Origin of the sequence: Actinoplanes sp. NPDC051346 (assembly GCF_040682215.1) — a bacterium.
Lineage (GTDB): Bacteria > Actinomycetota > Actinomycetes > Mycobacteriales > Micromonosporaceae > Actinoplanes.
Genome location: NZ_JBFBAJ010000002.1, coordinates 627,689 through 651,053, shown reverse-complemented (window position 1 = coordinate 651,053; position 23,365 = coordinate 627,689). Strand labels below are relative to the sequence as shown.

Annotated in this window: 20 protein-coding genes; 10 read left to right on the top strand and 10 right to left on the bottom strand. The window is 70.5% G+C overall.

What is annotated here, in order from left to right; translation table 11 throughout:
- The first annotated feature begins 91 nt into the window (after positions 1 to 91).
- Positions 92 to 451 carry a hypothetical protein gene (locus tag AB0M36_RS07180; RefSeq protein WP_364153692.1) on the top strand — a complete coding sequence of 120 codons (360 nt, stop codon included), beginning with the start codon at positions 92 to 94 and terminating at the stop codon, positions 449 to 451.
- Here AB0M36_RS07180 and AB0M36_RS07175 read toward each other — a convergent pair.
- A complete protein-coding gene (locus AB0M36_RS07175) occupies positions 414 to 1,037 on the bottom strand; it encodes a hypothetical protein (protein WP_364153690.1) in 624 nt (207 codons plus the stop codon). The genes AB0M36_RS07180 and AB0M36_RS07175 overlap by 38 nt on opposite strands.
- 154 nt (positions 1,038 to 1,191) lie before the next feature.
- On the opposite strand from AB0M36_RS07175, the gene AB0M36_RS07170 reads away from it, so the two are divergent.
- Positions 1,192 to 3,024, top strand: a complete 1,833-nt coding sequence (locus tag AB0M36_RS07170; RefSeq protein ID WP_364153688.1) for an alpha/beta hydrolase — start codon at positions 1,192 to 1,194, stop codon at positions 3,022 to 3,024.
- A gap of 82 nt (positions 3,025 to 3,106) precedes the next feature.
- On the opposite strand, the gene AB0M36_RS07165 is transcribed toward AB0M36_RS07170, so the two are convergent.
- From AB0M36_RS07165 to AB0M36_RS07155, 3 genes are all read right to left on the bottom strand, one after another.
- Positions 3,107 to 3,622 carry a hypothetical protein gene (locus tag AB0M36_RS07165; protein ID WP_364153685.1) on the bottom strand — a complete coding sequence of 172 codons (516 nt, stop codon included), beginning with the start codon at positions 3,620 to 3,622 and terminating at the stop codon, positions 3,107 to 3,109.
- Positions 3,623 to 3,874: 252 nt separating this feature from the next.
- Positions 3,875 to 4,828 carry a serine hydrolase domain-containing protein gene (locus tag AB0M36_RS07160; RefSeq protein WP_364153683.1) on the bottom strand — a complete coding sequence of 318 codons (954 nt, stop codon included), beginning with the start codon at positions 4,826 to 4,828 and terminating at the stop codon, positions 3,875 to 3,877.
- A gap of 153 nt (positions 4,829 to 4,981) precedes the next feature.
- Positions 4,982 to 5,386, bottom strand: coding sequence for a hypothetical protein (locus tag AB0M36_RS07155; RefSeq protein ID WP_364153681.1), 405 nt, complete (start codon positions 5,384 to 5,386; stop codon positions 4,982 to 4,984).
- A gap of 16 nt (positions 5,387 to 5,402) precedes the next feature.
- Between AB0M36_RS07155 and AB0M36_RS07150 the strand changes: the two genes are divergently transcribed.
- Positions 5,403 to 5,537 (top strand): hypothetical protein, encoded by a 135-nt coding sequence (locus tag AB0M36_RS07150; protein WP_364153679.1) that lies wholly within the window; start codon positions 5,403 to 5,405, stop codon positions 5,535 to 5,537.
- Here AB0M36_RS07150 and AB0M36_RS07145 read toward each other — a convergent pair.
- Complete coding sequence (locus AB0M36_RS07145; RefSeq protein WP_364153677.1) at positions 5,521 to 6,957, bottom strand: glycosyl hydrolase; 1,437 nt, start codon at positions 6,955 to 6,957, stop codon at positions 5,521 to 5,523. The genes AB0M36_RS07150 and AB0M36_RS07145 overlap by 17 nt on opposite strands.
- 231 nt (positions 6,958 to 7,188) lie before the next feature.
- Positions 7,189 to 8,829: a BTAD domain-containing putative transcriptional regulator gene (locus AB0M36_RS07140; RefSeq protein WP_364153674.1), complete on the bottom strand. Its 1,641-nt coding sequence runs from the start codon at positions 8,827 to 8,829 to the stop codon at positions 7,189 to 7,191.
- Between the two features lie 233 nt (positions 8,830 to 9,062).
- Here AB0M36_RS07140 and AB0M36_RS07135 point away from each other — a divergent pair, with 233 nt between their 5' ends.
- A complete protein-coding gene (locus tag AB0M36_RS07135; RefSeq protein WP_364153671.1) occupies positions 9,063 to 10,259 on the top strand; it encodes a hypothetical protein in 1,197 nt (398 codons plus the stop codon).
- Between the two features lie 156 nt (positions 10,260 to 10,415).
- Positions 10,416 to 11,309 carry a hypothetical protein gene (locus AB0M36_RS07130; protein WP_364153668.1) on the top strand — a complete coding sequence of 298 codons (894 nt, stop codon included), beginning with the start codon at positions 10,416 to 10,418 and terminating at the stop codon, positions 11,307 to 11,309.
- Here AB0M36_RS07130 and AB0M36_RS07125 read toward each other — a convergent pair.
- On the bottom strand, positions 11,306 to 14,434 hold the full coding sequence (locus AB0M36_RS07125) for a BTAD domain-containing putative transcriptional regulator (protein WP_364153665.1): 3,129 nt from the start codon (positions 14,432 to 14,434) through the stop codon (positions 11,306 to 11,308). The two genes, AB0M36_RS07130 and AB0M36_RS07125, sit on opposite strands and share 4 nt — an antisense overlap.
- 156 nt (positions 14,435 to 14,590) lie before the next feature.
- Between AB0M36_RS07125 and AB0M36_RS07120 the strand changes: the two genes are divergently transcribed.
- From AB0M36_RS07120 to AB0M36_RS07110, 3 genes are read left to right on the top strand one after another with little or no spacing between them, the layout of a single operon-like run.
- Positions 14,591 to 15,517 carry a tetratricopeptide repeat protein gene (locus AB0M36_RS07120; RefSeq protein WP_364153663.1) on the top strand — a complete coding sequence of 309 codons (927 nt, stop codon included), beginning with the start codon at positions 14,591 to 14,593 and terminating at the stop codon, positions 15,515 to 15,517.
- Positions 15,514 to 16,572: a hypothetical protein gene (locus AB0M36_RS07115; RefSeq protein ID WP_364153661.1), complete on the top strand. Its 1,059-nt coding sequence runs from the start codon at positions 15,514 to 15,516 to the stop codon at positions 16,570 to 16,572. Before AB0M36_RS07120 ends, AB0M36_RS07115 begins: the two co-directional genes overlap by 4 nt.
- Positions 16,573 to 16,584: 12 nt before the next feature.
- Complete coding sequence (locus AB0M36_RS07110; RefSeq protein ID WP_364153659.1) at positions 16,585 to 17,046, top strand: hypothetical protein; 462 nt, start codon at positions 16,585 to 16,587, stop codon at positions 17,044 to 17,046.
- A gap of 31 nt (positions 17,047 to 17,077) precedes the next feature.
- Here the strand turns inward: AB0M36_RS07110 and AB0M36_RS07105 are convergent, their stop codons facing one another.
- Entirely contained in the window at positions 17,078 to 18,934 is a 1,857-nt protein-coding gene (locus AB0M36_RS07105) for a glycosyltransferase (RefSeq protein WP_364153657.1), read from the bottom strand.
- A gap of 228 nt (positions 18,935 to 19,162) precedes the next feature.
- Between AB0M36_RS07105 and AB0M36_RS07100 the strand changes: the two genes are divergently transcribed.
- Positions 19,163 to 19,648, top strand: a complete 486-nt coding sequence (locus AB0M36_RS07100; RefSeq protein WP_364153654.1) for a DUF2975 domain-containing protein — start codon at positions 19,163 to 19,165, stop codon at positions 19,646 to 19,648.
- Complete coding sequence (locus AB0M36_RS07095; RefSeq protein ID WP_364153651.1) at positions 19,648 to 19,869, top strand: helix-turn-helix transcriptional regulator; 222 nt, start codon at positions 19,648 to 19,650, stop codon at positions 19,867 to 19,869. The genes AB0M36_RS07100 and AB0M36_RS07095 overlap by 1 nt, the downstream gene beginning before the upstream one ends.
- 36 nt (positions 19,870 to 19,905) lie before the next feature.
- Here AB0M36_RS07095 and AB0M36_RS07090 read toward each other — a convergent pair whose 3' ends face one another.
- Both AB0M36_RS07090 and AB0M36_RS07085 read right to left on the bottom strand, forming a co-directional pair.
- Positions 19,906 to 22,095, bottom strand: a complete 2,190-nt coding sequence (locus AB0M36_RS07090) for a 3-hydroxyacyl-CoA dehydrogenase NAD-binding domain-containing protein (protein WP_364153648.1) — start codon at positions 22,093 to 22,095, stop codon at positions 19,906 to 19,908.
- A gap of 35 nt (positions 22,096 to 22,130) precedes the next feature.
- Positions 22,131 to 23,345: an acetyl-CoA C-acetyltransferase gene (locus AB0M36_RS07085; protein ID WP_364153645.1), complete on the bottom strand. Its 1,215-nt coding sequence runs from the start codon at positions 23,343 to 23,345 to the stop codon at positions 22,131 to 22,133.
- Positions 23,346 to 23,365: the final 20 nt, after the last annotated feature.

Sequence of the window (23,365 nt, the reverse complement as noted above, 5' to 3'; positions counted from 1 at the left end):
TCACGAGCTGGGCCCGGTCGAACCAGAGGACCCGGCGCCGCCCACGCCGAAGGCCGACATCGAGACGTTCGCGCGCAAGCACTCCGACGCCATGGCCCAACTTGCCGACGGTGAGCTTGCCGAATGGGAGACGCGCACCGGGCCCTGCCATCTGAAAACCGGCGCCATCGCCTCGGACGGACGATGGGCCATGACCGTGTACGCGACTGTGAGCCTGCCGGAGGGCAAGCACGAGGCCGCGCTGCGCGCCCTACGCGACACGTGGAAGGCCGACGGCTGGCAGATCTACGCCGATGAAGAGCAGACCGACCGTCGCCTGCTCGGCGGCGAAGACCCCGAGGCCGCAACCCACTTCACCCTCACCGCCCGCAAGGCGGCACCGCGCATCTCCATGGTGGTCAACGTGTTTGAGTTCAGACGATCCGCGGCTGCTCTCTCGTCCATACGGTGACGTCGCTGCTAGTGGCAACTACCAAGGTGTTGCCGGAAGGCGAGAAACCGGCCGCCCGAAGCGCCGAGAAGGTCGAATGGAAAATGTGCCACCACGTGACACCCTCCTCCCCGCTGAAGGGGTCGCCCTCGCGGGAGAGCAGAACTCGGTCGTTCGGCCAGTCGGGACTGACAATGTCAATCAGCCAGCCATCGTAGGTCCCGGTGTGCAGCCCGCCGCCGTGCAATCCAGCAATCCGCACAGGCATCCCAGCGATCGGGCCCAGCCCAGGACAGCTCATGTCTTCATCCGGGCAGGGAAGGTCGGGGTAGGGGTCGCGGTCTCGAGCCAGCTTCTGGCCGCTGACGGTATCGAACAAGCCGTGCCCGTCGAGGGAGGTCACCAACAACAGATCTTTGCGGCTGGCCGGGTCCACGGCGAAGCCGACGCCCTGCAGGCCACCAACCGGCGTGCAGTGTTTCTCCGCGGGCCGCCAAGGTCGAGGCACGGGTACAACCTGAGACTGAAGGAAGCGTCTGCGTAGTCCTCGCTGGTAGTCCGTGAGCTCCGCGAGCTGGGGCTCGGAGCCCGCCAGGTGATCACTCATCCACGTAGTTTGGATCATCCACTGAAGCGGGGCGGGTCGGGACGTGCTTCACAGGGGTTTCACACCCGACCCGCTTGAGTGTGGACCGCGGAAGATCGACAACCATGCATGATCTTGCCGCGAAAGGGTCCACCACCTCTGGAAGGTCACCTGCATGCCGACCACCAAACGTCTCCTGACAGCTACGCTCTGCGGCGCGCTCCTCGCTGTATCAGCGACTCCTCCCGCCTTCGCGGCCCCCGTCGACCAGCCGGCGATCACCGCCGCGGCACGGGCTTCGGACAAGACCAGCGCCGCCGAGAAGAAGCGCGTCGACAGCGTGAAGACCCCGAAGCTCGGCTGGTACCCCTGCTACGGGCACGGTGAGTGCGCCACCGTCAAGCTTCCCCTCGATTACGACAAGCCCAACGGCGCCACCACCGAGATCGCCGTACTGAGGGTCAAGGCCAAGAATCAGCGGGCCAAGATCGGTAGCCTGTTCGTGAACCCGGGCGGCCCGGGTGGCTCGGGCACCCAGATCGCGTTGGCCGCGCCGCAGTTCCTGAGTGAATCGGTGCTGGAGCGCTTCGACATCGTCGGAGTCGACCCCCGCGGCATCGCCAGCAGCCAGAACGTGCGGTGCTTCGCCTCGGTCAAGGACCAGACCAAGGCGTACGCCGGTCTCAACGTGGCCTTCCCCTACGGCAAGGCCGAGGAAGCCGCCTACATCAAGTCGGCCAAGGCCATCGGGCGCGGCTGCTCCACCACCGGTAAGCCGTTGTCCGGTGCGATGTCCACCGCCGAGGTGGCCCGCGACATGGACGTGTTGCGCCGTGCGGTCGGCGACAAGAAACTGACCTTCCTGGGCTTCAGCTACGGCAGCGCCCTCGGGCAGTACTACGCCAACATGTTCCCCGACCGGGTACGCGCGATCACCGTGGACGGTGTCATCAACCCCGTCAACTGGGCCGGCACCCCCAAGACCAGCAAGCTCATACTCGACGACCGGCTCCGGTCGGCCGACGGCGCCTACAAGGCACTGATCGAGATCCTCAAGCGCTGCGACACCGCCGGCGAGACGCATTGCGCCTTCGCCGCCGGCGACCCGGTGAAGAACTTCGAGACACTCACCAGGAAACTGAAGGCCAAGCCGGCCGTCATCACTGACGAGACGGGCACCTCCACGATCACCTACGCCGACTTCATCGGTGGACTCCTCGGATCGCTGTACAGCCCGTTCGCGGGCGAGCTGGTCATCGGCATGACGACGTACGTGTGGGAAGCCGTCAACCCCGATGGCAGCGTCACCGCCGCACGGCAGGCCGCCGCGCAGTCGGCCCTGGCCAAGCGAATCGCGGACGCTCGCCGAACCGCGCCGGCCCGCGACTTCCCGTACGACAACGGCCTCGAGACCTTCGCCGGCGTCGCGTGCACCGACGGCCTGCACCCGAAGGACGCCGCATCCTGGCCGGCGCTGACCGCGAAGTCCGACAAACGAGCCCCGTACTTCGGTCGCGCCTGGGCCTGGAGCACCGCCGCCTGCGCGGCGAACACGTGGACCGTACGTGACGAGGACGCCTACCGAGGCCCCTTCACCAAGCGGACCGCCGCGCCGGTGCTCGTCGTCGGCAACTACTGGGACCCGGCCACCAACTACGTCGAGGCCGTCGAGTCCGCCAAGCTGCTGCCCAACAGCCGCCTGCTGTCCAGCACCAACTGGGGACACACCGCGTACGGCACCTCCAAGTGCGCCACCGATGCCATCGACACCTACCTGCTGACCGGAACCCTGCCCGCCGTGGGCACCGTCTGCGAGGGTGACATCCAGCCGTTCACCGAGCCTCTTACCGGCGATCAGCCCGACGAGCCGACCGCCCGCAAGGCCGACCGGGCAGACGAATCGAAGGCTGAAATCGCCGCCGACGCGACCCCGACCAGCGATGAGGCCAAGCAGCTGCCTCCCGTCACGGTACGGGTACCCGCATCCACCCTCAACGGCACCCGCTAATCAACAATCCCCATAGCAGGAAGGCGCCCCGCCCACTCCACACGGAGGGGCGGGGCGCACCTGTTTCCTGTGTCGGCGTCATTCAATGTCGATGGGACTTGTGGTCGGCGGGACGGTCGTAGTGACCGTGCCACTGCAAGCCCGTCCACAGCTCCCATCGTCCGGGGTGGTGCGGGGATGGATACATTCCGGGGGGATCGCCGCCGGGGACGGGACCGCGCAGCACGGCCCCCGTCTTGGCGTCCAGCAACCAGAGGCCCCGACAATCCCAGCGCGACCAGTCCTCTCCGGTGCCGCCGGTATATCCCTCTCCGACCCAGAAACCCCCTGACTTCCACTCCAACGTGGTGTATCCGTGACGGAACTCGGCGACAAGTTGATCGCCGATGCGGGCCTGGAGCCGACAGATCAGAACCAACCACAGTATGCCGCCCAAGCCCCCGACGATCATGAACGCGACATTGGGGGCGCCTAGCCATTCGAGGATCTTGACGAATAGAAGCGCCGTCAGGAAAGTGGTGATGGTCGTGACGACGAAGGTGCGGAACTGGGCCCGCGCGGTGGGAGCTACCGTGAGGCGCGGCGGGGTGGACGGCACCTGGGGAATGAGACCGGCTTCCCACGCTTCGCCGTAGCCGGGTACCTCTCTCGGCGGTATCTTCTTCGCGTGTCGGCGACGTGGCATGACGGTCCCCTAGCCCGACCGGATGCCGGTGTCGACGATCGCCATGACGTCATTGAACGCGCTTCCGACGCACTCCGGGTGCTCTTCGTGCGCAAAGCGACGGAGAAGGCTGTTCCACGCGGAGATGAAGGAATAGCAGCTCGCCAGCTCATCCCTTGCAGGGCTTCAGCCGTAGTGGCGGCCGGCGAGTGTCATGAGGGCCTGCAGCGTGTCGTGGCGGTCTTCGGCGTTGGTCATTACGGCGACCGCCGTGCCCGACGCCGGCCAGGCGAACGAGAAGCAGCTGTAGCCGGTGTTCTGCCCGGTATGCCCGAAGCATCCGTCGCCGATCTCGGTGCCGAGACCGAAGCCGCCAGGCACCTGCGGTGTCAGCATCTGCGCGGCTAGATCCGGTGGCAGAAGCGCGGATTCACCGGTGGTGGCGCGGCTGATCTCGCGCTCCAACCGCACCAGGTCGGCCGGGGTGCTCCACAGGCCGGCGGCGGCCATCTCCGGCTGCGTGTGCCAGCCGCCGGGCACAGGAGTGCCGCCGCGGTGGCCGCGAGCGGCGCGTTCCTGGTGTTCGTACGGGAAGCACTGGTCGTAGCTGCTGTCCGCCATACCTACCGGCTCCAGGACGAGCGTCGACATCAGCGTGGCGAACGGCGTCCCAGTCACGTCGGTCAGGAGCTGCTCGAGGACGGCGTAGTGGCTGCCCGAATACCGGAATTCGGTCCCGGGCGGCAGTTCGCGCCGGACCTTGGGCGTGTTGGCCGGCGGCTCACCCCGCAGGATCTGCCGCAGCGAGGGTACGGGCTCACCCGCGGCGTAGCCGGGGTACCAGTTCTTGGTGAGGCCCGCTGTGTGGGCGAGCAGCTGGCGTACGGTCACCGTGCCGCTCCCGGGCAGCTGCCACGTGGACAGATAAGCGTTGACGTCGGTGTCGAGGTCGAGGGTCGCGTCGGCGACCAATCTCAGCGTGCCGAACGCGGCGACGTGCTTGCTGATCGAGCACGCCGGAAACAGCAGGTCGGGCCCGGCAGTCCAGACGTCGCCGTCACGCCCGCCGACCGCGACTCCGATGCCGGGATCCCGGTCGGTGCCAGACACCACACCTCGCCAGTCCTCTTCGAAGCCCATGGCTGACGAGTATGCCGTGACCAGACCACACTGTTGAGTCCAGCGCCGCGAGGGGCGCGACCCTTCGAGCGAGGCATCCGGCCGGGCACCTGGATGGTCTCGAAGGGTCGCGCCGTCCACAACGGTCAGGCGGCTCCGTCGCCGCGGCCGCTGCTACCAGATGCGGTACCACTCCGCGGCGCAGCGATCGACGACGAGTGCGCCGGAAGCTGTCTTGTGACCCAGGCACTCGCGTCCGGAGATGGTGCGAACGGTGGGCGCGAAGTTGTAGCCGCCCGTCGAGCCGAGGGCCTTGCTGCTGCCCGTGGCGTCGCGCTCGTAGCGGGGCGAACCTTCCGCGTACGTGGCACGCAGCTCGACGATGGCGAGCTTTCCGTCCTCCTCGGTGTCCTTGATGGTGCCCGTGATCTGAACGCGGTCGTCTCCCCGACGGGAGGCGTTGCCGTAGGCGTGCGCGCCGACGACTCCGGCGCCAGTGCCGTTCAGGTCCCATCCCGCCGCCTGAGCTGGCACCTGCAGCACCGCCAGTCCCAGGCCGGCGCCGGCAAGTGCCGTCAAGGCAACCTTCTTGTGCATGGAGAAGCGAGTCTTCATGGTCTTTCCCTTCTTCGTGCCGGTCGCCAAGGTCGAGGCGATGCCGGCGATGACTGACGAAACAGCAATGGAAGCTGCGGGGCAGAGACGCGGCGGCGTTATCGCTGCTGGCTGACGACGGTCACGTCAGCGCGGTCGAAGGTGATCGAGCTGCCGCCGGTCGACGCCGGGTTGCGTCGGTTCGTCATGGTGATCACCGCGGTGTGCGTCCCCTCGGACAGCACCGGTGAGGCGTACAACTGTTCACTGGTGGCACTCGCCGTCGCCGCGTACGGGTCGACGTCCACCGGAGCGCCACCGTCGATCGCCACGGTCGCGATCACCGAGAACGGTTCCTTGATTCCGAACCAGCGCAATTGACTTCCGGTGAACCGGACTGTCGCCGTTGAACCCGGAATCGCGGTCCACACATAACTGCGATCGGACACCTTGTGGCACGTCGTGGTGCACTGGTGCCAGTTCGCCGAGAATTGCACCTGGCCGGCGACGGAGCCTCGCGCGGTGTCCTGGATCGACAGCGTGCCCGGCGGCGGTGCGGTGGTCTTGTACAGCTCGTGATACCTCACGGACGAGTCCGGCATGTTGACCGGGTTCCACAGCGAGTTGCGGCCGTCCTCGGTTTCGTTGCTGAAGTACGCCTCGTAGGCGATGTCGCTCGCGTTGTCCTTGAAGAAGTCGTACATGTGCTGGATGTATTCGGGTTGGTCTTCGTGCCCGGGCGCCCAGTCGCCGTTGTCTTTGTGGTCCGTGTAGAGGCCCCACTCGGGGAAGGACAGCTTCTTGCCGTGCGCGCGGGCGAACGAGAGCCATGCGTTCATGCCCTGGTCGGGGTCGTTGAGCGCCCAGTTCCAGTCCACCCAGCTGTCGTAGGTGTCGACGCCGACGATGTCGACAACGTCATCACCCGGGTACGCCAGCATCACATCGTCGATGTTCGGAATGCCGTCGCTGCGGCCCCGGTTGACGTTCCAGTCGAACTTCAGCCCCGGCGCGAGCGCGCGGACCGTGGTGACGACCTGCCGGAAACAGTCCCGATATTCGCGGGCGTGCCGTGGGGCGTCCTCCGGGTGGTTCTTGTCGCCGCCCCAGCGGAACCAGGAACCGTTCATCTCCCAGCCCAGGCGGATGATCGATGTCCCCAGCCGAGCATCGGTCAGGGTACGAGCGAAGGTCCGCCACTTGTCGTTGTACGCCCCGGCCGCGCACTGGGCCATCGACGCGTTCTCGGCTTCGGGGATGGGGGGAATGCCGTACACCATCGTGTATGGCTGTCCGGTGAAGGTCGAGTAGGCCGGGCCGGGCTGGATGAATTCGTTCCAGGTTCCCCGACCCGGGAAAGTGGAGACGACATCCAGGGGTCGGCCCCGGTAGCGACCGAACTCGGCGAAGCGTGGGACATCGAATCCTCGCACAAAGACCCCGCTGGCCCACGCCGCGCCCGAGCGGCTCGGCACCTTGAAGCCCTCGTCCCCGGCAGCCGCCGCATTTGCGCCACTGCCGAAAGCCACTCCGGTCGCCGCGGCGGCGATTGCCATGATCGGGGCTAGAACACGCCCGATCGACCGCCACCGCGGCTGGTGCGGCAGCGGATCTCTACGTCGGAATGTCAAGCTGCTCTCCTTGAATGACATGGGTACGTGCATTCACCGGCGCCCGGAGGAAGGCCGGCGTACCCCCGTCACGCAGCCACGCCGGCCCTCCATGTGGGCCTCGTCAGGGTTGCAGGGCACGGAGACGGCAAGGCTGTGGAATTGCTGAGGCGCAGGTCAGCTCGCGTATCGAACCCAGTCCACATATGTGGCGACCTGGTTCGGCGTCTCCTGGTTCGGGGCTGGTACGGCGCCTTCGGGTCCCGGCACCACCTGGACGTACAGAAACATGGGGGTCGTCGGGATGGTCACCCGCACCGACATTTCCCGCGTGTCCAGGATGACGACGCCGTTCAGGGAGACGGTGACGAAATCAGCGCGCCATTCGATGGAATAGGTGTTCCAGGCGGTGAAATCTCCAGAAACCGGAGCTCCGTCGATGGGCCGGCCCCCGGCGCCACGCACCACCGGATACATGCTGCGTCGCTCGCCGTCGTCGAGCCGTGCCATCGTCAGAAAACCCCACCCCGGGGTGCTCTCCGCAACGCCCGAATACAAACCGATCATCGGGGCGTAACCGGCGCCGACGTCGAACTTCGCCCGGACTTCCCAGACCCCGAAGGTCCGCACGATTCCGCGTTCCAAACACCAGCAGACGGAGCCGGCCATATTGCCCCTGCCGACCGGGCTGCGGCCCGAGGCACGGATCTGCAGCTCGCCGTCGCGGACGCGCACCATGGCCGGCGACCAGGACGAACCGTTCTCATGGCGCGTCTGGTGAGCCGCCCACTGGGTGGGCTCCAACGCCGTACCAGAGAAGTCCTCGGTGGCGGTGACCTGGCCGTTGACGCTCGGGCCCGAGTGGGCGGGCCGATCGGACGGCCAGAACCGCACGGCGCCGAACGCGACGGCGAGCGTGGTGCAGAACGCGACGGCGGCCATGAGACGCCAACGCCGCCGCTCGACCTCCGCTCCTGCCGTCACGGTCTCCGCCTCGACCGGCGTTGCGGGCTGCGGCCCCGTCGACGCCGACAAACCCGACACCTCGGACTGCTCCTTCGGCATGGCGACGAGCTGCCGATCGCCGCGCAGGACCGTCTCGTAGAGCGTCGTCAGTTGCGGGCTGGGGTCGGTGCCGTACTCGTCAGCGAGCCGCACCTGGTGCAGGCGGCACCGTTCCAGCGCCTCGGTGGGACGACCGACGGCGACGAGCGCGCGCACCAACGCCACCATCAACGGCTCCGCCAGCGGATACCCGTCGGCTAGCGCGCTCAGCGGTGCCAGCACCACCGGAGCGTTGCCGACGGCCACCTCCGCGTCGGCCCAGTCCGCCCGGGCCGTCAACAACTCACCGATCAGATGTTCGCGGGTGCGCGTCGCCCACGTTCCCGCCACTCCGGTCAGTGGGTCGCCGCGGTGCAGCGCCACGGCCTGCCGCAGCAGGTCGACGCGTTCCTGCGGAGTGCGGGCCGGCCGCCGGGCCTCAACGACCAGGTCACGAAACCGAAAAAGGTCGATCTGGTCGCGCCCTACCGTCAACCGGTAGCCGCCCGCCTGGTTGACCACGGTCACCGCCGGGTCGCTGAACGACTCCTCCAACGTCCGCCGGATTCGGGCAATGTAGGTGCCGAGCGTCCTGACGGCCTGCCCGGGCGGGTCATCGCCCCACACCCGGTCGATCAGAGTCGTCGTGGGCACCAACCGTCCCGCATCCACCGTCAACGCCGTCAACACCGCGAGACGGCGTGGTTCGCTGGTGTGGACCGACCCGTCGCGGGCGTGGACCTCAACCGGCCCGAGTAGCCGCAGCTCTTGCACCGCGCAAACCTCCCCGCCCGACCGTCGCCGGCTCGCGCGATCGAGGGCAGGCTATCAACTGAAGGATCAAGTCGATCCGGGCCGTCGGCTCCCCGATGGCACCACGGTCGGTTGCCGACCATGAGCCGACCCTGAGGCCGCCGTGACGGGACCGGGCCACTCTCTCCCTGCCCATCCGTCCGGTGGGCGCCCTCCGGCGGCGGGATCGTCGCAGGGGTCCGAAGGGAGAGCACATGAAGGTCGAGAGAAAACCGATGTGGACGGCCGGGCTCGCCGCCGCGCTGCTCATCGGCTTCGTCGTCCCAGTCGGCGCGGTGTCGGCCCACAACGGCCACGCCGCTGACGACGAGGGCCCGGTCGAGCGGGTCGACCAGCGCACGGCCGTCGAGCACGACGTTGCCCTCGTGGCGGCCCGTACCGGCTGGGCACCGGCCGCGACCGCCGAGCACCTGAGAGTCCAGCAGCGGCTGGGCGCCCTGCTCGGCCGGTTCGCGGAGCGGCATCCGGGCACCTTCGCCGGCGGCCGGCTCGCCGGGCAGCCGGGCGGGGCGTCCGACATCCGGTTCAAGGGCCAGGTGCCGGCCGACGCCGCCGCCGACGCGGCGGCCGCGGGGATCCGGGTGGACCTGACCGGTGGGGCCAGGTACTCGTCGACCGAGCTGCGGGCCCGCGCCGACGCGGTCATCAAGCATCTGCGCGGCCTCGGGTACGCCGACGCCACCGCCGCCGTGAGGTTCGACGGCACGATCGACCTGACCATCGGTGGCGGCGCACCGGCTCCCGTGCTGCCCGTGGAGCTGCGGGAGGGCGTGCGGGTCACCACGGTGCCGGCCGCGGTCACCCGGCAGGAGCACACCCGAGGCGGGGCAGAACTGCTGGACAACAACGTCTTCGAGTGCACCAGCGGGTTCACGGTGATCGACAATGCCACCGGGACCACCGGCGTGAGCACGGCCGGCCACTGCACCGGGCTGGACGAGTACCGCCCGCCCGACGGCGACCCGGACTACGGGGTCACCTTCCAGCGCGAGCACCAGGGCGTGTACGGCGACTTCCAGTGGATGACGACCCAGAATCACGTCGATCTTCCCGAGTTCTACGCCACCTCCTCCGAGGTACGCACGCTGACCGCCATGACTCCGTACTACAACCTCGCCACCGGTTTCTGGTCCTGCGTCTACGGGCGGGGTTCGAACCTGCGCGCCTGCGACCAGGTGTACTCGACGTATGTGGTGACGGTGACCGTCGGCAGTCTGGTGGCCATGACCACTGACCACACCACCGGCGGCGACAGCGGCGGCACCTGGGCGTTCGGCACCGAGGGCATCGGCGTGCACCTGGGCGACTACTACACGGGCGGAAGCTGGCGCAACGTCTACAGCCTGGCCACCAACATGTACACCGCGCTCGGCGTCACCGTCATCCTGTGACACCCCGCGCCGCCGACGGGCCCCGGTGGGTGGGGCCCGTCGGGCGCGCCGCGCCGCCGGCTTCCGGCCGGCCACCATGACGCCACCGTGACGCGCTCCCGGGACAGTGTGCGCGCCGTCCATACGGGACGGCCGGAGTTCGGGAAGGACGTCGACGTGGAGCGGTACAGGTTCAGCCGGCGGGCCGTCGGTGCGGTCGTCGCAGCGGTCGTGGGATTCGGGTCGGTGGCCGTGGCCACCGCGCCGGGGCACGCGGTTGGCGCGCCGGTGCGCAGGACGGCGTACAGCTTGCACGACACCGACGAGGCCAAGGAGGTTACGGTGAGTTGCCCGACGCCGTACCAGGTGTTCGCCGTCGGCTATCGGATCATCGACGGTCGCGGCTCGGTGGCGGTGACGCGGATGGAGCCCGACGCCGGGCTCACCTCGGCGCGGATCGAGGCGCGGGCGCGCACCGGCCATGCCGAGCCGTGGGCGTTCGAAGGGGCGGTCGTCTGCAACGTGTCCGCCAACGCACCGGTGCTGGAACCCGAGGTCGTCCACGGGGCCGCGGCCGTGACGGCGCGGTGCCCCGGTTCCACGCGGCTGCTCGGGATGGGATACCGATACGAGGGTACGGTCGATTCCGGCCACGTCACGGGTCTGATCCCGGACGCTGGCCTGAACAGCGTCGAGGTGCATACCGGCGGCCCGCCTCCGCAGACGCTCACCGCGTACGCAATCTGCCACGAGCCCCCACGATCCGACGGTCCTCTCAGCGTGCGCGTAGCGGCCGCGACCGGCCTGTCCGAGACCGGCTCCACCGCCGTGACCACGGGCCTCACGGGCTACTCCGTGTACTCGGTGGGGGTGGAGGTGCGGGGCGTCGCGAACGCGTTCCCCGAGGCGCTCATGCCGAATCCCGACGGCGGCGTCGGCCGGGCGCAGGTCGTACGTGCCCGGCAGCCGGAGCCCGCAGGCGCCGCGCGGGCCCGGCGGGGCGCGGCGGCCGGCGCCGGCGACGCCGCCAGCACGACGGTGTACGTGATCGCCGCGGGCGCATTCCACTAGCGCCCGGCAGTCGGCGCGGCGGCCGCCCGGGCGGGGCGCAGAATCACCTCGTCCGGCGGCCGCACGTCGATCGCCCGCATCGCGGCGGCGTACCGCTCGAACGCCCGGCGCGCCTCGCCGTGCCGACCGGAGGCGACCAGCGCGTGGACCAGCGCCCGGTGACCGGACTCGTCGAACTTGTCGTGTTCCAGCAGTCGCAGCAGATAGCCGACCGCCGCGTCCGGCTCCGACGTTGCCTGGGCCGCCTGGGCGAGGATCCGCAACATGCCCAGGTGGGCCGCGCGGGTCTCCTCACGGAACGGATCGCACCAGTCGGCATACGGCTCGTCCTCGAATGCCTCGGCCCGGTACCGGGCGTCGGCCGCCGCGAGGACGGTACGGGCCTCGGCCCAGGCGCCGGCCTCGGCGAGGCGCCGGCCGTGGGCGACATGCGCGAGGAAGTCGACCACGTCGACCTGGATCCGGGACAGATCGAGGGCGACGCTCGCCTGGTCGGCGGCGAGGTAGTGGTCGGCGGCGACGGCCTTGGCCGGGTCCAGCACGCCACGCACGATCGACAGCAGCACCGACAGCCGGTGGCCGGTGCGTTCCGGATCGTCATCCGGCCACAGCAGTTCGCACAGCTCGCCACGCGGCACCGGCCGTCCGCGGCGGGCGACCAGGATCTTCACCAGCTCGCGGGCCTTGCGGGACTGCCACTGCGACGCCGGCACCGCGACGCCGCCGAGGCGCACCTCGAACCGGCCCAGGGCCTGAATCACCACCTCACCTCCCGGTACCGGCCCACCATCGCGGGTCAGCGCGGCGTCACCCGGCCGGTCCGCGATCGCGCCGGCCGCGGCGAGGTGCCCGGCCGCGACCAGGGCGTCGAGCCGGTCGTCGGCGCAGGCGCCGGGCTGGCGGCCGAGCAGCACCAGGATCCGGGCCGCCTCCACGGCCGCCCCCGCGTCCGCCCAGATCGCATGGGCCTCCCGCAGCCCGGCCCGGGCCCGGGCGGGGTCCGTCTCGGTCGCGGCGCGCAGCGCCAACGCGTCGGCCATCCCGGCCAGGTCGCCCTGCGTACGGGCGATCCGCGCCGCCTCCCGCACCAGGCGTGTCGCACCGGCCGCGTCGCCCGTACGTTGCGCCACCCATCCCTGCGCCAGCAGCGCCGGCACGCGCAACTCCGCAGCGGCTTCTCGCGCGGCCCGGTTGGCATGATCGGCCGCCACTCGTGGGTCATCGTCGAGCAGGACCAGCGCCAGCCCGGCCAGCGCCTCAGTGAGAACGTGGGCGTTGCCCGCCTCGCGGGCAGCCCGGACCGCCTCCTCGTAGGCCCCGCGGGCCTGTTCGCGCCAGCCACGGCGGCGGTACACCTCGGCCAGACCCAGCCGTGCCCAGCCGAGGCGGCGCGAGCCCATCCGGTGGAAGCGGACCAGCGCCCACTCGTATCGTTGGACGGCCTCGTCGAAGCGGCCCAGCATGGTCAGCGCCTCGGCCTCGTTGTTGAGCGCCAGGGCGGCGAGGCTGGGATAGCCGGCCGCCGCCGCGTACCGGCCGGAGCGTCGCGCGGCGGCGAGCGCGTCGACGTAGCGGGCGGTGCGCAGCAGCCGGTACGCGCGATTGGTGAAGATCCGGCTCAGCAGGACGATGTCGCCGGTGCGCTCGGCGATCGACGACGCGAGCCCGTACTGCTCCGCACTGCCGGCCTCGTCGCCGGTCACGCCCAGGCACAACGCCACACTCAGGTGCGCGCTGGCCCGGGCCGGGTCGTCGCCGGCGGCCATCGCCACCTCGACCGCGCGCCGGGCGCGGTCGGTAGCCCGGTCGACGTCACCGGCCAGCAGGTGGGCGTGCGCCGTCCAGGCCAGCAGCAGTACGGCGTCGGCTGTGGGCACCTCCGGCTCACCGGCGCGGGCGAGGGCGGCAAGCGCGGCCCGTGCATCGCCTCGCTGGTAGGCGATGCGGCCCATCCGCCAGGCGAGTCCGGCGTCCCACCGTGCCTCGGCGTCGGCCACCGCCGCGTACGCGCGGGCCGCGGCGTCGACCTCGCCGACGGTGCGCAGGGCGTCGCCGCGTACCAGGCGCATGGTCCGGGTGAGCAGCCGCTGCGGCAGGCCGGCGGTCAGCTCGGCCACGGCGGCGGCGTCCCCGCCTGCCACGATGGCCGCGCCGTGCGCCTCAAGCACGCCGGCGCAGGCGTCGTCGTCGCCGGCGAGTTGGAAGGCGCGGGCCGCGGCGACGGGCGGGCCATGGTCGCGGTACCAGGTGGCGGCGAGCGCGGCGTCCGCCGTCCGCTGTGTCGAAGGGCAGCGCCGCCCCCGCCGGCTGACCTCGACCACCACCGGCACGATCCGGTGCACCGGCGGCAGGCCCGGCACCAGCGGACCGGCCGGTGCGATCACCCCGACCCGGGACAGCAGCCGTACCGACTCCTCGGCGCCCCGGTGCCCGAGCGCACGGCACAGGCCGGCCGTCACCGGCGCGAGGTGACCGACCTGCCGGATCAGGCGGACCACGGCTGGCGGCAGCGCGGCGAGGACCTCCCCGGCGACGTAGGTGGCCAGCGGGCCACCGGGCTCGCTCAGGGCGGCCAGCAGCGACTCGTGCGGGACCCCGTCGGCACGGACCACATCGGCGGCCAGATGCACCAGCGCCGGCCAGCCCGCCGTCGCCTCGTGTACGCGATCGGCGAGGTCAGGATCGGCGCGACCGTAGTCCTCGCGCAGCACGTCGGCGACCTGTTCGGCGGAGAGTGCCAGATCGGCCGGTCCCCGTTGGCTCCACAGGCCATGCCCGAGGCTGCTCGCCGCTGGGAGGTGCTGCGGCCACCGCGAGGACAGCACGACGGTGACCGCGGTGGGCGTCGACTCCACAGTGGTAACCAGGTCGTGCACCGTGTCCCGCGCCAGCCGGGGGACGTCGTCAAGGACGATCACCGCGGCGCCCGCCCGAGCGGCGTCCCTGACCAGTTGCGACAACTCGCCGGCCGGCGGTGACCCGCCGACCCGGTGCCAGTGCGTGCCAGACGTCGGAAACCAGCGGCGCAGCGCGGTGCTCTTGCCGTAGCCGGCCGCCGCCACCAGCCACCAGCACGTACTGCGACCCCCGACCGGTTCCGCGGCTGCTCTCGATGACGACCGCACCGATCCTCTCCCCTCCCCCGTTCGCACGCGCCCATAGATTTGCGCTGACTTGGATGGTTCGACAAGCCTGTGTCGGAAATCGGCCGAGCCGAACAGCGCGATGCTCTTCGATGGCACGGTGCCCGACGGTCGCGGGGGTCGGCTAGCCTTCCCCGCATGCCGAACGACGACGCGGACCGGACGGCCGCGCCCGGCGCACGCGCGCTGTACGACGCGGGCACCACCCGACTGCGCCACGGCGACCCGGCCGGGGCCCTCGCCGACCTGGACCGCAGTCTCGCCGCCGAGGACGCGTTCGCGCCCGCCTGGGTGAACCGGGGCATCGCCCTTGCCGATCTCGGCCGTGCGGACGAGGCGCGAGCCGCCTTCGACCGGGGGCTCGCGCTGGACGCCGAGCTGGTGCCGGGCTGGCGCTGCCGGGCGATCCTGCGGGCCCGCCAGGGCGACCAGGACGGGGCGATCGAGGACTACGCACGGGTGACCGTCCTGCGACCCGGCGATCACGGCGCCCATCGGGAGCTGGGCGACGCGCTGGCCGCGCTGCCCCCGGACGGACATGTCGACGAACGGCCGGACGGGCGACTAAGGCAGGCTGTGGCCGCCTACGATCGGGCCCTCGCGCTGGACGACGGCGACGCCGGCGCCTGGGCCGGCAAGGCACGCGTACTGGCGGTGCTGGCGCACGCGGCGCAGTCGGTGGAACGCGCGAGCCGGGTCGCGGGGATCGCCCCCTGGGTGTCGTTCCCGGCGGCGCACCAGGAGTTGTCCCGGCATCTCGACGCGGCGGTGGCGCGGTTCCCGGAGACGGCGTGGTTCCGGCACGAGCGGGCGTTGGCGTACCGGCAGGTGGGCGACGCGGCCGGGGAGATCACGCAGCTGCGGGCCGCCTGCGAGCTGAACCCTGACAGCGGCGCCGGCCACTTCGAGCTCGCGAGGGCGTACGCGGCGGACGGACAACGCCAACAGGCCCGGCGCAGCTTCGACGCCGCGGTGGAGCGGGACCCGGCGCTGCGCGGCCGCGCCGCCGACGTGCTCGGCGAGGACGCGGCCGCCCGGGACGGGATGGACGGGATGGAGCGGTGACGCTGCCGACACTGGCCCTGCCGATCTGGGCCGAGCTGACGCGCGGCTGGTCGTTCGTGTGCGGGCTGCCCGACGGCGGCATGGTGGTGCGCGACCTCGCCGCCGAGCGGATCCTTCTGCTCGGCCCAGGCCTGGAGCCCACCACGACGGTGGCCGTCCCGGGGCTGCGCGCCGTCGCGCCGGACGGGATCGCCGTCTCCCCCGAGGCCGGGCTGGTGGCGGTCGCCGCGGATGACGGGCTGCGGGTCCTCGACCTGGCCGGCGTGCAGCGGTACCGGCTCACGCACCCCCGATGGCGGATGGGCGGCGCCTGCGCGTGGACGTCGGGCGGCAGCCTGCTGTGGACGGTGACGCCCACCGAGGTGCCCGGCACGGTCCGGGTGGTGGCGATCGACCCCACCCGCTGGGCGCCGGCCGGCATGGTCACCGTCAGCGCGCCGAGCACCAACCATGCCTGCTACGCGATCGTCCCCGACCCGCTCGCCGACCGGGTCGGGGTGCTCGTCCTGCTCGCCGACAGCGACGGGGCGTTCCTGAGCTGGCCGCGGTGGGACGGCGCCACCGTCGTGACCGGTGAGCCCGGCCCGGACGCGCTGCTCACCGACGTCCGCGGCGACGGCCGGGAGTACGTGGCGGTGCTCGGCGGCCACCCCAGCGAGCTGATCACCGTCGACCTCGCGACGCAGGCGCCGACCGGGCGGCTCACGATGAGCGCGGCTGCCGAAGCCGACGACACGGACGACGCCTGGTACTTCGACGCGTTCTACCTCGCCGGCGGTCATCTCGCGGCGTTCACCAGGGAGGAACACCTGCTGTTGATCAGCTCGGACCCGCTGCGCCCGGTCGCCGAGCTGCGCCTCGAGGGATACCGGTTCGCGCCCTTCGACGGGTACGCCACCGATACGCCGCAGATCGCCGGGCCACACCTGAGCGGGGTGCGGCGGTGGACGGACACCAGGCTGGCCGCCATGCACTCCGACGCCGGCACCACGGTCACCCGCCTCTACGATCTGGGCGACGTGGCAAAGTCGTTGGGTCGGATCGACTCTTGCTGAGATCATGTGCGCGTGCGCGACGAGATCAGGCAGACAGAGAGCAATGATCGAGCGTTGAGCGCGGTGGTGGGGCGGCTCACAGATCGTGACCCCAGAGTGCGGGAGCTCGCGGCGGATGAGGCCGGCGATTACCTCCGGGACCGGGCGTGTAGCCATGCTGGGGCGCAGGCCGCGGTAGAGAGGCTCGTTGCGGCTGCCGTTGCTGCCGATGAGGAGCGTGTCCAGGAAGCGGCGTTGAACGCGTGCGGCGGTGCGCAAGCCTGTTACGACCTGCCGTTGGCGTTGTTCGAACCGCTGGTGCCGTTGATGTCCCGATTGTCGACTGTGCTGATCGGCTATGTGCTGGGGATTCTCGGCGCGACCCACGATCCCGCCGCGCGGTCGATCATCGCTTCCTTCGCCGAGCATGCTGATCTTTCCGTGCGTGCGGAGGCCGCCGACGCGTTGGTGGAGTTGGCCGGACGATCCTCGTAGGGGCGGCAGCCGGTGGTGCCGCTCATCCGGGTCAGCTCGTCACGCGGATCGAGAACTCGTTGTTCGCGTCGTAGTGCGGCTGCATCGTGACGCCGCCGATGATGATCGGCGACAGCACGTACGCGATGTCCTTGCGGGCCACGTCGTCCAGGAGCCGGCCGAGCCGGACCGCGGGTCGCCCCGGCGCGTAGCGCAGCCAAAGCTGCCAGGTGCCCGCCGGCAGCGCGCCGATCCGTACCGTGAAACCTGAGTCGGTGACGGAGCCCGGCAGCTCCCGGGTCGCGGTGCTCCGCAGTTCCAGCACCGGGGCGACGGGCTCGGCGCCGACCACGCGTCCCTCGATCCGCAGGCCGTCCGTGTAGATCAGCACGTTGCCGATCTCGGCGTACACCGACCGGTTCCAGACCCGCAGGCCGAAGCAGCCGTCGCCGAGTCGGTAGGGCAGCTGGACCCGGGTGGCCGTGCCGGGAATCAGGGCCCGGGTGTCCAGCCTGCCGGCCCGGACCGCCGCACCGTCCGGGGTGCGGAGCTGCCAGTTCCCCTCTGTCAGGTCGCCGCCCACCGGCACCTTCTCGTCGTCGCGCCACCAGATCAGGTCCGCGCCGCCGTCCAGCACCAGTTCGCCGTCCGCGGTGACCAGCGCGTCGACGGTCGGGACAGCGGACGTCGGCGCCGGGCCCAGCACCGGCTGCGGGGCGGTCGTTCGCTTAGAGCGGGGCCACCAGCGCCGGCGGGTGGCTTTGCGGGCCGCGAGACGTTCGAACAACTGCTCGTACTGTTCGGCGATCAGGGCCGGGTCGTAGCGTTCCGAGTTCTTCAGCGCGGCGGCGGCCATCGCTTCCCGTTGCGCGTCGTCGTTGATCAGCCGCAGCAGCGCGGCCGCCAGGGCGGCCTCGTCCCCGACCGGCGTGAGCAGGCCGTCCGTCCCGTCCTGCAGGATCTCGGCCGGACCGTGCGGCGCGTCCGTGCTGACGACCGGCACCCCGCACCGCATCGCCTCGACCAGGGTCATGCCGAACGGTTCCCGGTCGGACGGTACGGCCGCGATCGCACCCTTCGCCCATTCCGTCTCGATCGGCGTGTACGGCCCCATCATCAGCACGTTGCCCTGCAGCCCCAACTCGGCGACCAGAGCGCGCAGGTTGTTTCTGAGCTTGCCCTGGCCGTAGATCCGAAGCTGCCAGTCCGGACGTTCGGCCGCCACCGTGGCGAAGGCCTGGATCAGCAGGTCGTACCGCTTGCTGGGGATCAGCCGGCCGGCCGCCACCACGATCTTGTCCCGGCCGTGCGACCGTGGCACGGCCGGCGCCGGCACGCTGTTCGGGATGAACGTCACTTCGGTTTTCGGGAGCCGCACGTGCGCCCGGTAGTCCTCGGCGTCACGCGCGGTGACGGTCACGAACGCGTCCAGCTTGCGCAGGTGACGCGGCAACTCCTCGCGCATCGCCTTGCGCTGCTGAAGCCGGGTCAGGTGCTCCTGACCGATCCTGATCATCCGCTCCGGGGCGAATCGGCCGGCATAGGCGATCAGACCGGCCCGGGTGGCGATCACCACGTCGGCGTCGCTGCTCCCCAAGTACCGCGCGTACCGCTCCTCGACCATCCGGTCGTAGTCGCTGGACCGGTAGTCGGCCTTTGGATAGAACCGCGCCGGCTGACCGCGTTGCGGATCGTCTCCGGCGTGGTCGGGATGTCCGGCTCGTGTCTCGACGAGCGACATCAGCCGCACGGCCGGGTGCAACGGCAGTTGGGGCATGTCGCGCCCGCGCGTGGTGCTGAGCACTTCGACCTGATGACCGCGCTCGGCGAGGGCGCTGCCGAGATTGAAGGTCGTGGAGATCGTGCCGCCAATACCGAAGCCGTCGTTCAGCAGGAAAAGGACCTTCACAGGTCGGACCCTAAACCGTTCCCGCAACGGCTGTCTGCCCAGGCGCCTCGCTGCCTGTCGGCAGCCTGCTCGCGGCCCAGAGCGACCTCGCGGCTCGGACTGCGGGTGCCGTACGGACGTGTGCCCGATCTGCCGGCCGTCTCCCCCGGCCCGATCGACAGGTCCCGTCCTTGCCCAGTCTATCGAGACTCGATAGGATTCGATCGTCATTCGATGGAAGGACGGGCCATGGGAAAGCTGACCGTGCATGCGCTGCGCGTCGTGCTCGTGGTGGTGCTCGCCGGCACCGTGTTCGTACAGGTGATGATGGTGTGGGCGTTGGCCACCGACCCGGAGGACGGGGCACTCCCGCTGACCCCGCTGAGGGTGATCACGATCCTGGGCATGGCGTCGGCCCAGGTCGCCCTGGTCTGCGTATGGCGGCTGGTGACGATGGTGCGACGCGGAACCGTGTTCTCCCACGCCGCCTTCCGGTACGTCGACGTCATGACCGGAGCGATCGTGGCGGCCGCCCTCGTGTGGTTCGCGGTCACGGCCGTCAACGCGCCGGGCCAGCGGGACGACCCGGGCGTCACGGTCATCATGGGCGGGGTCGGCGTGGCCATCCTCGGGGTCGCGCTCATCGTGCGCGTGCTGCGGACGCTGCTCGCCCAGGCCGTCACGCGCGACGGCGAAGCAGCGCGGCTGCGGGCCGAGTTGGACGAGGTGATCTGATGCCGATCGCCGTCGACATCGACGTGATGCTTGCCAAGCGGAAGATGTCCGTGGGCGAGCTCGCGGACCGGGTAGGAATCACACCCGCCAACCTGGCGGTACTCAAGAACGGCCGCGCCAAGGCAGTGCGTTTCGCGACGCTCGCCGCCCTCTGCGAGGTGCTCGAGTGCCAGCCAGGCGACCTGCTGCGCTGGGAGGCCGAGGAGTCCGCGGGCCCATGACGTGTCCCAGGTCGGCGCGCGGACCCCTGACTCCGATCAGCCGACGCGACCGGGCCCGTCGGTCAGCGACTCGCCGCGCTCCACCTTCTCCATCAGCATCGCGGGTGGGAGGAACCGATCGCCGTAACGGTCGGCCAGTTGCCGCGCCCGGGCTACGAAGGCGGGTAGCCCCCCTTCGTAGCCGTTGATGTATTGCAGCGCGCCGCCCGTCCAGGCGGGGAAGCCGATGCCCATCAGGGAGCCGACGTTGGCGTCGGCGACAGAGGTGAGGACGCCTTCTTCCAGGCAGCGGACGGTGTCCAGTGCTTCGGCGAAGAGCATCCGTTCCTTCATGTCCTCGAAGGGGATATCACCACCCTCAGCGGCCTTGAAGTGCTCACGCAGGCCCGGCCACAGGCCGGCACGTTCGCCGTCCACATAGTCGTAGAACCCGGCGCCGCCGCTGCGGCCGGGGCGGCCGAATTCGTCGACCATACGGTCGATGACCGTCTCGCCCGGGTGCGCGGCCCAGGTGCCGCCGGACTCCTCGACCGCCTGCCTTCTCTCGTTGCGGATCTTTCGCGGCAGGGTGAGGGTCAGTTCGTCGAGGAGGGCCAGGACTTTGGCGGGATAACCGGCCTGGGCGGCGGCCTGTTCGACCGACGCGGGGTCCACGCCCTCGCCGACCATTGCCAGGCCCTCGTTGATGAAGTGGCCGATGACCCGCGAAGTGAAGAACCCTCGCGAATCGTTGACGACGATCGGGGTCTTGCGGAGCTGCCGCACCAGGTCGAAGGCGCGGGCCAGCGCTTCTTCGCTTGTGCCCTCGCCTTTGATGATCTCGACGAGGGGCATCTTGTCGACCGGTGAGAAGAAGTGCAGGCCGATGAAGTCCTCGGGTCGGGTGACGCCTTCGGCGAGGAGGGTGATGGGCAGGGTGGAGGTGTTGGAGCAGAGCAGCGCGTCCGGGGCGACGATGTCCTGGATTTCCTGGAAGACCTTGTGCTTGAGCGCGGTGTCCTCGAAGACGGCCTCGATGACGGCGTCGCAGCCGGCGAGGCCCTGCGGGTCGGCGGTGGGGGTGATCCGGGCCAGCAGCGCGTCCCTGTCGGCTTCCGTGACGCGGCCTCGCCTCAGAGCCTTGGTGAGCAGGACCTCGGAGTAGGCCTTGCCCTTGTCGGCCGCTTCCTGGCTGATGTCCTTGAGGACGACGTCCATGCCGGCGCGGGCGCAGGCGTAGGCGATGCCGGCGCCCATCATGCCGGCGCCGAGCACGGCGACCCTGCTCACTCGACGCGGCTCGATGCCGGTCGGGCGGCTGGCACCGGATTCGACCGTCTGGAGGTCGAAGAAGAAACCCTGGATCATGTTCTTGGCGGTCTGTCCGGTGACCAGCTCGGTGAAGTAGCGGGACTCGATGACCTGTGCGGTCTCGAAGTCGACCTGGGTGCCCTCGACCGCCGCGGCGAGGATGTTGCGCGGCGCGGGATAGGGGGCGCCGTTCAGCTGCTTCTTGAGGGTGGCGGGCAACGCCGGGAGGTTGGCGGCGAATCTCGGGGTCGACGGGGTGCCGCCGGGGATCTTGTATCCCGGAACGTCCCACGGCTGGCGGGACTCGGGGTGGGCGTCGATGAACGCGCGGGCCTTGGCGAGCATCTCCTCCCGAGTGGTGGCGACCTCGTGCACGAGGCCGGTCTCGAGCGCGCGCCGGGGTGTGTATCGGGTGCCCTGGAGCAGCACCTTCAGCAGTGCGTCGGTGATGCCCAGAAGCCGCACGGTGCGGGTGACACCGCCGCCGCCCGGGAGCAGGCCGAGGGTGACCTCGGGCAGACCGATCGTGGAGCCGGGCGCGTCGAGGGCGATGCGGTGGTGGCAGGCGAGCGCGATCTCGTACCCGCCGCCGAGCGCGGCGCCGTTGATGGCGGCGACGACGGGCTTGCCGAGGGTCTCGATGCGGCGCAGGGATCGCTTGATCGCCATCGTGGTGTCGAAGGTAGCCTGAGCGTCCTCGGGGCGGAGCCGCACCATGTCTTTGAGGTCGCCGCCCGCGAAGAACGTCTTCTTGGCGGAGGTGACGATGATGCCGCGGATGCCGTCCCCGCCCGCCACGGCGTGGTCGGCGACCGCCGTGATCGAGTCCCTGAAGGCCTGGTTCATGGTGTTGGCGGACTGATCGGGGTCGTCGAGGACGAGGGTGACGACGCCGGTCTCGTCCTGTTCCCAGCGGATGGTGCCGAACGCGCTCATGAGGGGTTCTCCGTTACGAGGTGGGCCGGTGCGGGTCAGAGACGTTCGACGATCGTGGCGACGCCCATGCCGCCGCCGACGCAGAGCGTGGCCAGGCCGTACCGCTGATCCCGGCGTTCGAGTTCGTCGATCAGCGTGCCGAGGATCATGGCGCCGGTGGCGCCGAGCGGGTGCCCGAAGGCGATCGCTCCGCCGTTGACGTTGATTTTGTCGAGGTGCAGGTCCAGGTCGCGTGCGAAGTGCAGGACGACGGCGGCGAACGCCTCGTTGATCTCGACGAGGTCGATGTCGTCGATGGTCAGTCCGGCCCGGGCGAGCGCCTTGCGGGTGGCGGGGGCGGGACCGGTGAGCATGATGGTGGGCTCGGAGCCGGAAACGGCGGCGGAGACGATCCGGGCGCGGGGTGTCATCCCGTAGTGCTCGCCGACCGCCCTGGTGCCGATGGCCACGAGGGAGGCGCCGTCGACGATGCCGGAGGAGTTGCCGGCGTGGTGGACGTGGTCGATCTTCTCGACCCAGTGGTACCGCTGCAGGGCGACGGCGTCGAAGCCGCCGAGTTCGCCGATCCCGGCGAAGGACGGCGCGAGGGTGGCGAGGGAGTCGGCGGTGGTGCCCGGCCGCATGTGCTCGTCGTGGCCGAGGACGGTCAGTCCGGCGCGGTCCATGACCGGGACGACGGACCGGTCGAAGCGGTTGTCCTTCCACGCGGTGGCGGCCCGCTCCTGAGAGAGCGCGGCGTACTCGTCGACGTCGCGGCGGGTGAAGCCGTCGATGGTGGCGATGAGGTCGGCGCCGACGCCCTGAGGGACGAAGCCGGTCTCGTAGTTGGTCATCGGGTCGGCGAACCAGGCGCCGCCGTCGGATCCCATGGGTACCCGCGACATCGATTCGACGCCGCCGGCGAGCACCAGGTCCTCCCAGCCGGAGCGGATCTTGGCAGCGGCCAGGTTGACGGCTTCGAGACCTGAGGCGCAGAAGCGGTTCTCCTGGACTCCGGCGACGGTGTGCGGCAGTCCGGCGGTGAGGGCGGCGATGCGGGCGATGTCGGAGCCCTGGTCGCCGAGCGGGCTGACGACGCCGAGCACGATGTCGTCGACGGCGGCGGGGTCCAGTCCCGGGAAACGGCGGCGGAGTTCGTGGATGAGACCCACGACGAGGTCGATCGGCTTGGTGCCGTGCAGGGCACCGTTGGACTTGCCGCGTCCGCGGGGGGTGCGGATCGCGTCGTACACGTACGCTTCGGTACTCATGTCGGCGGCCTTTCGGGGCA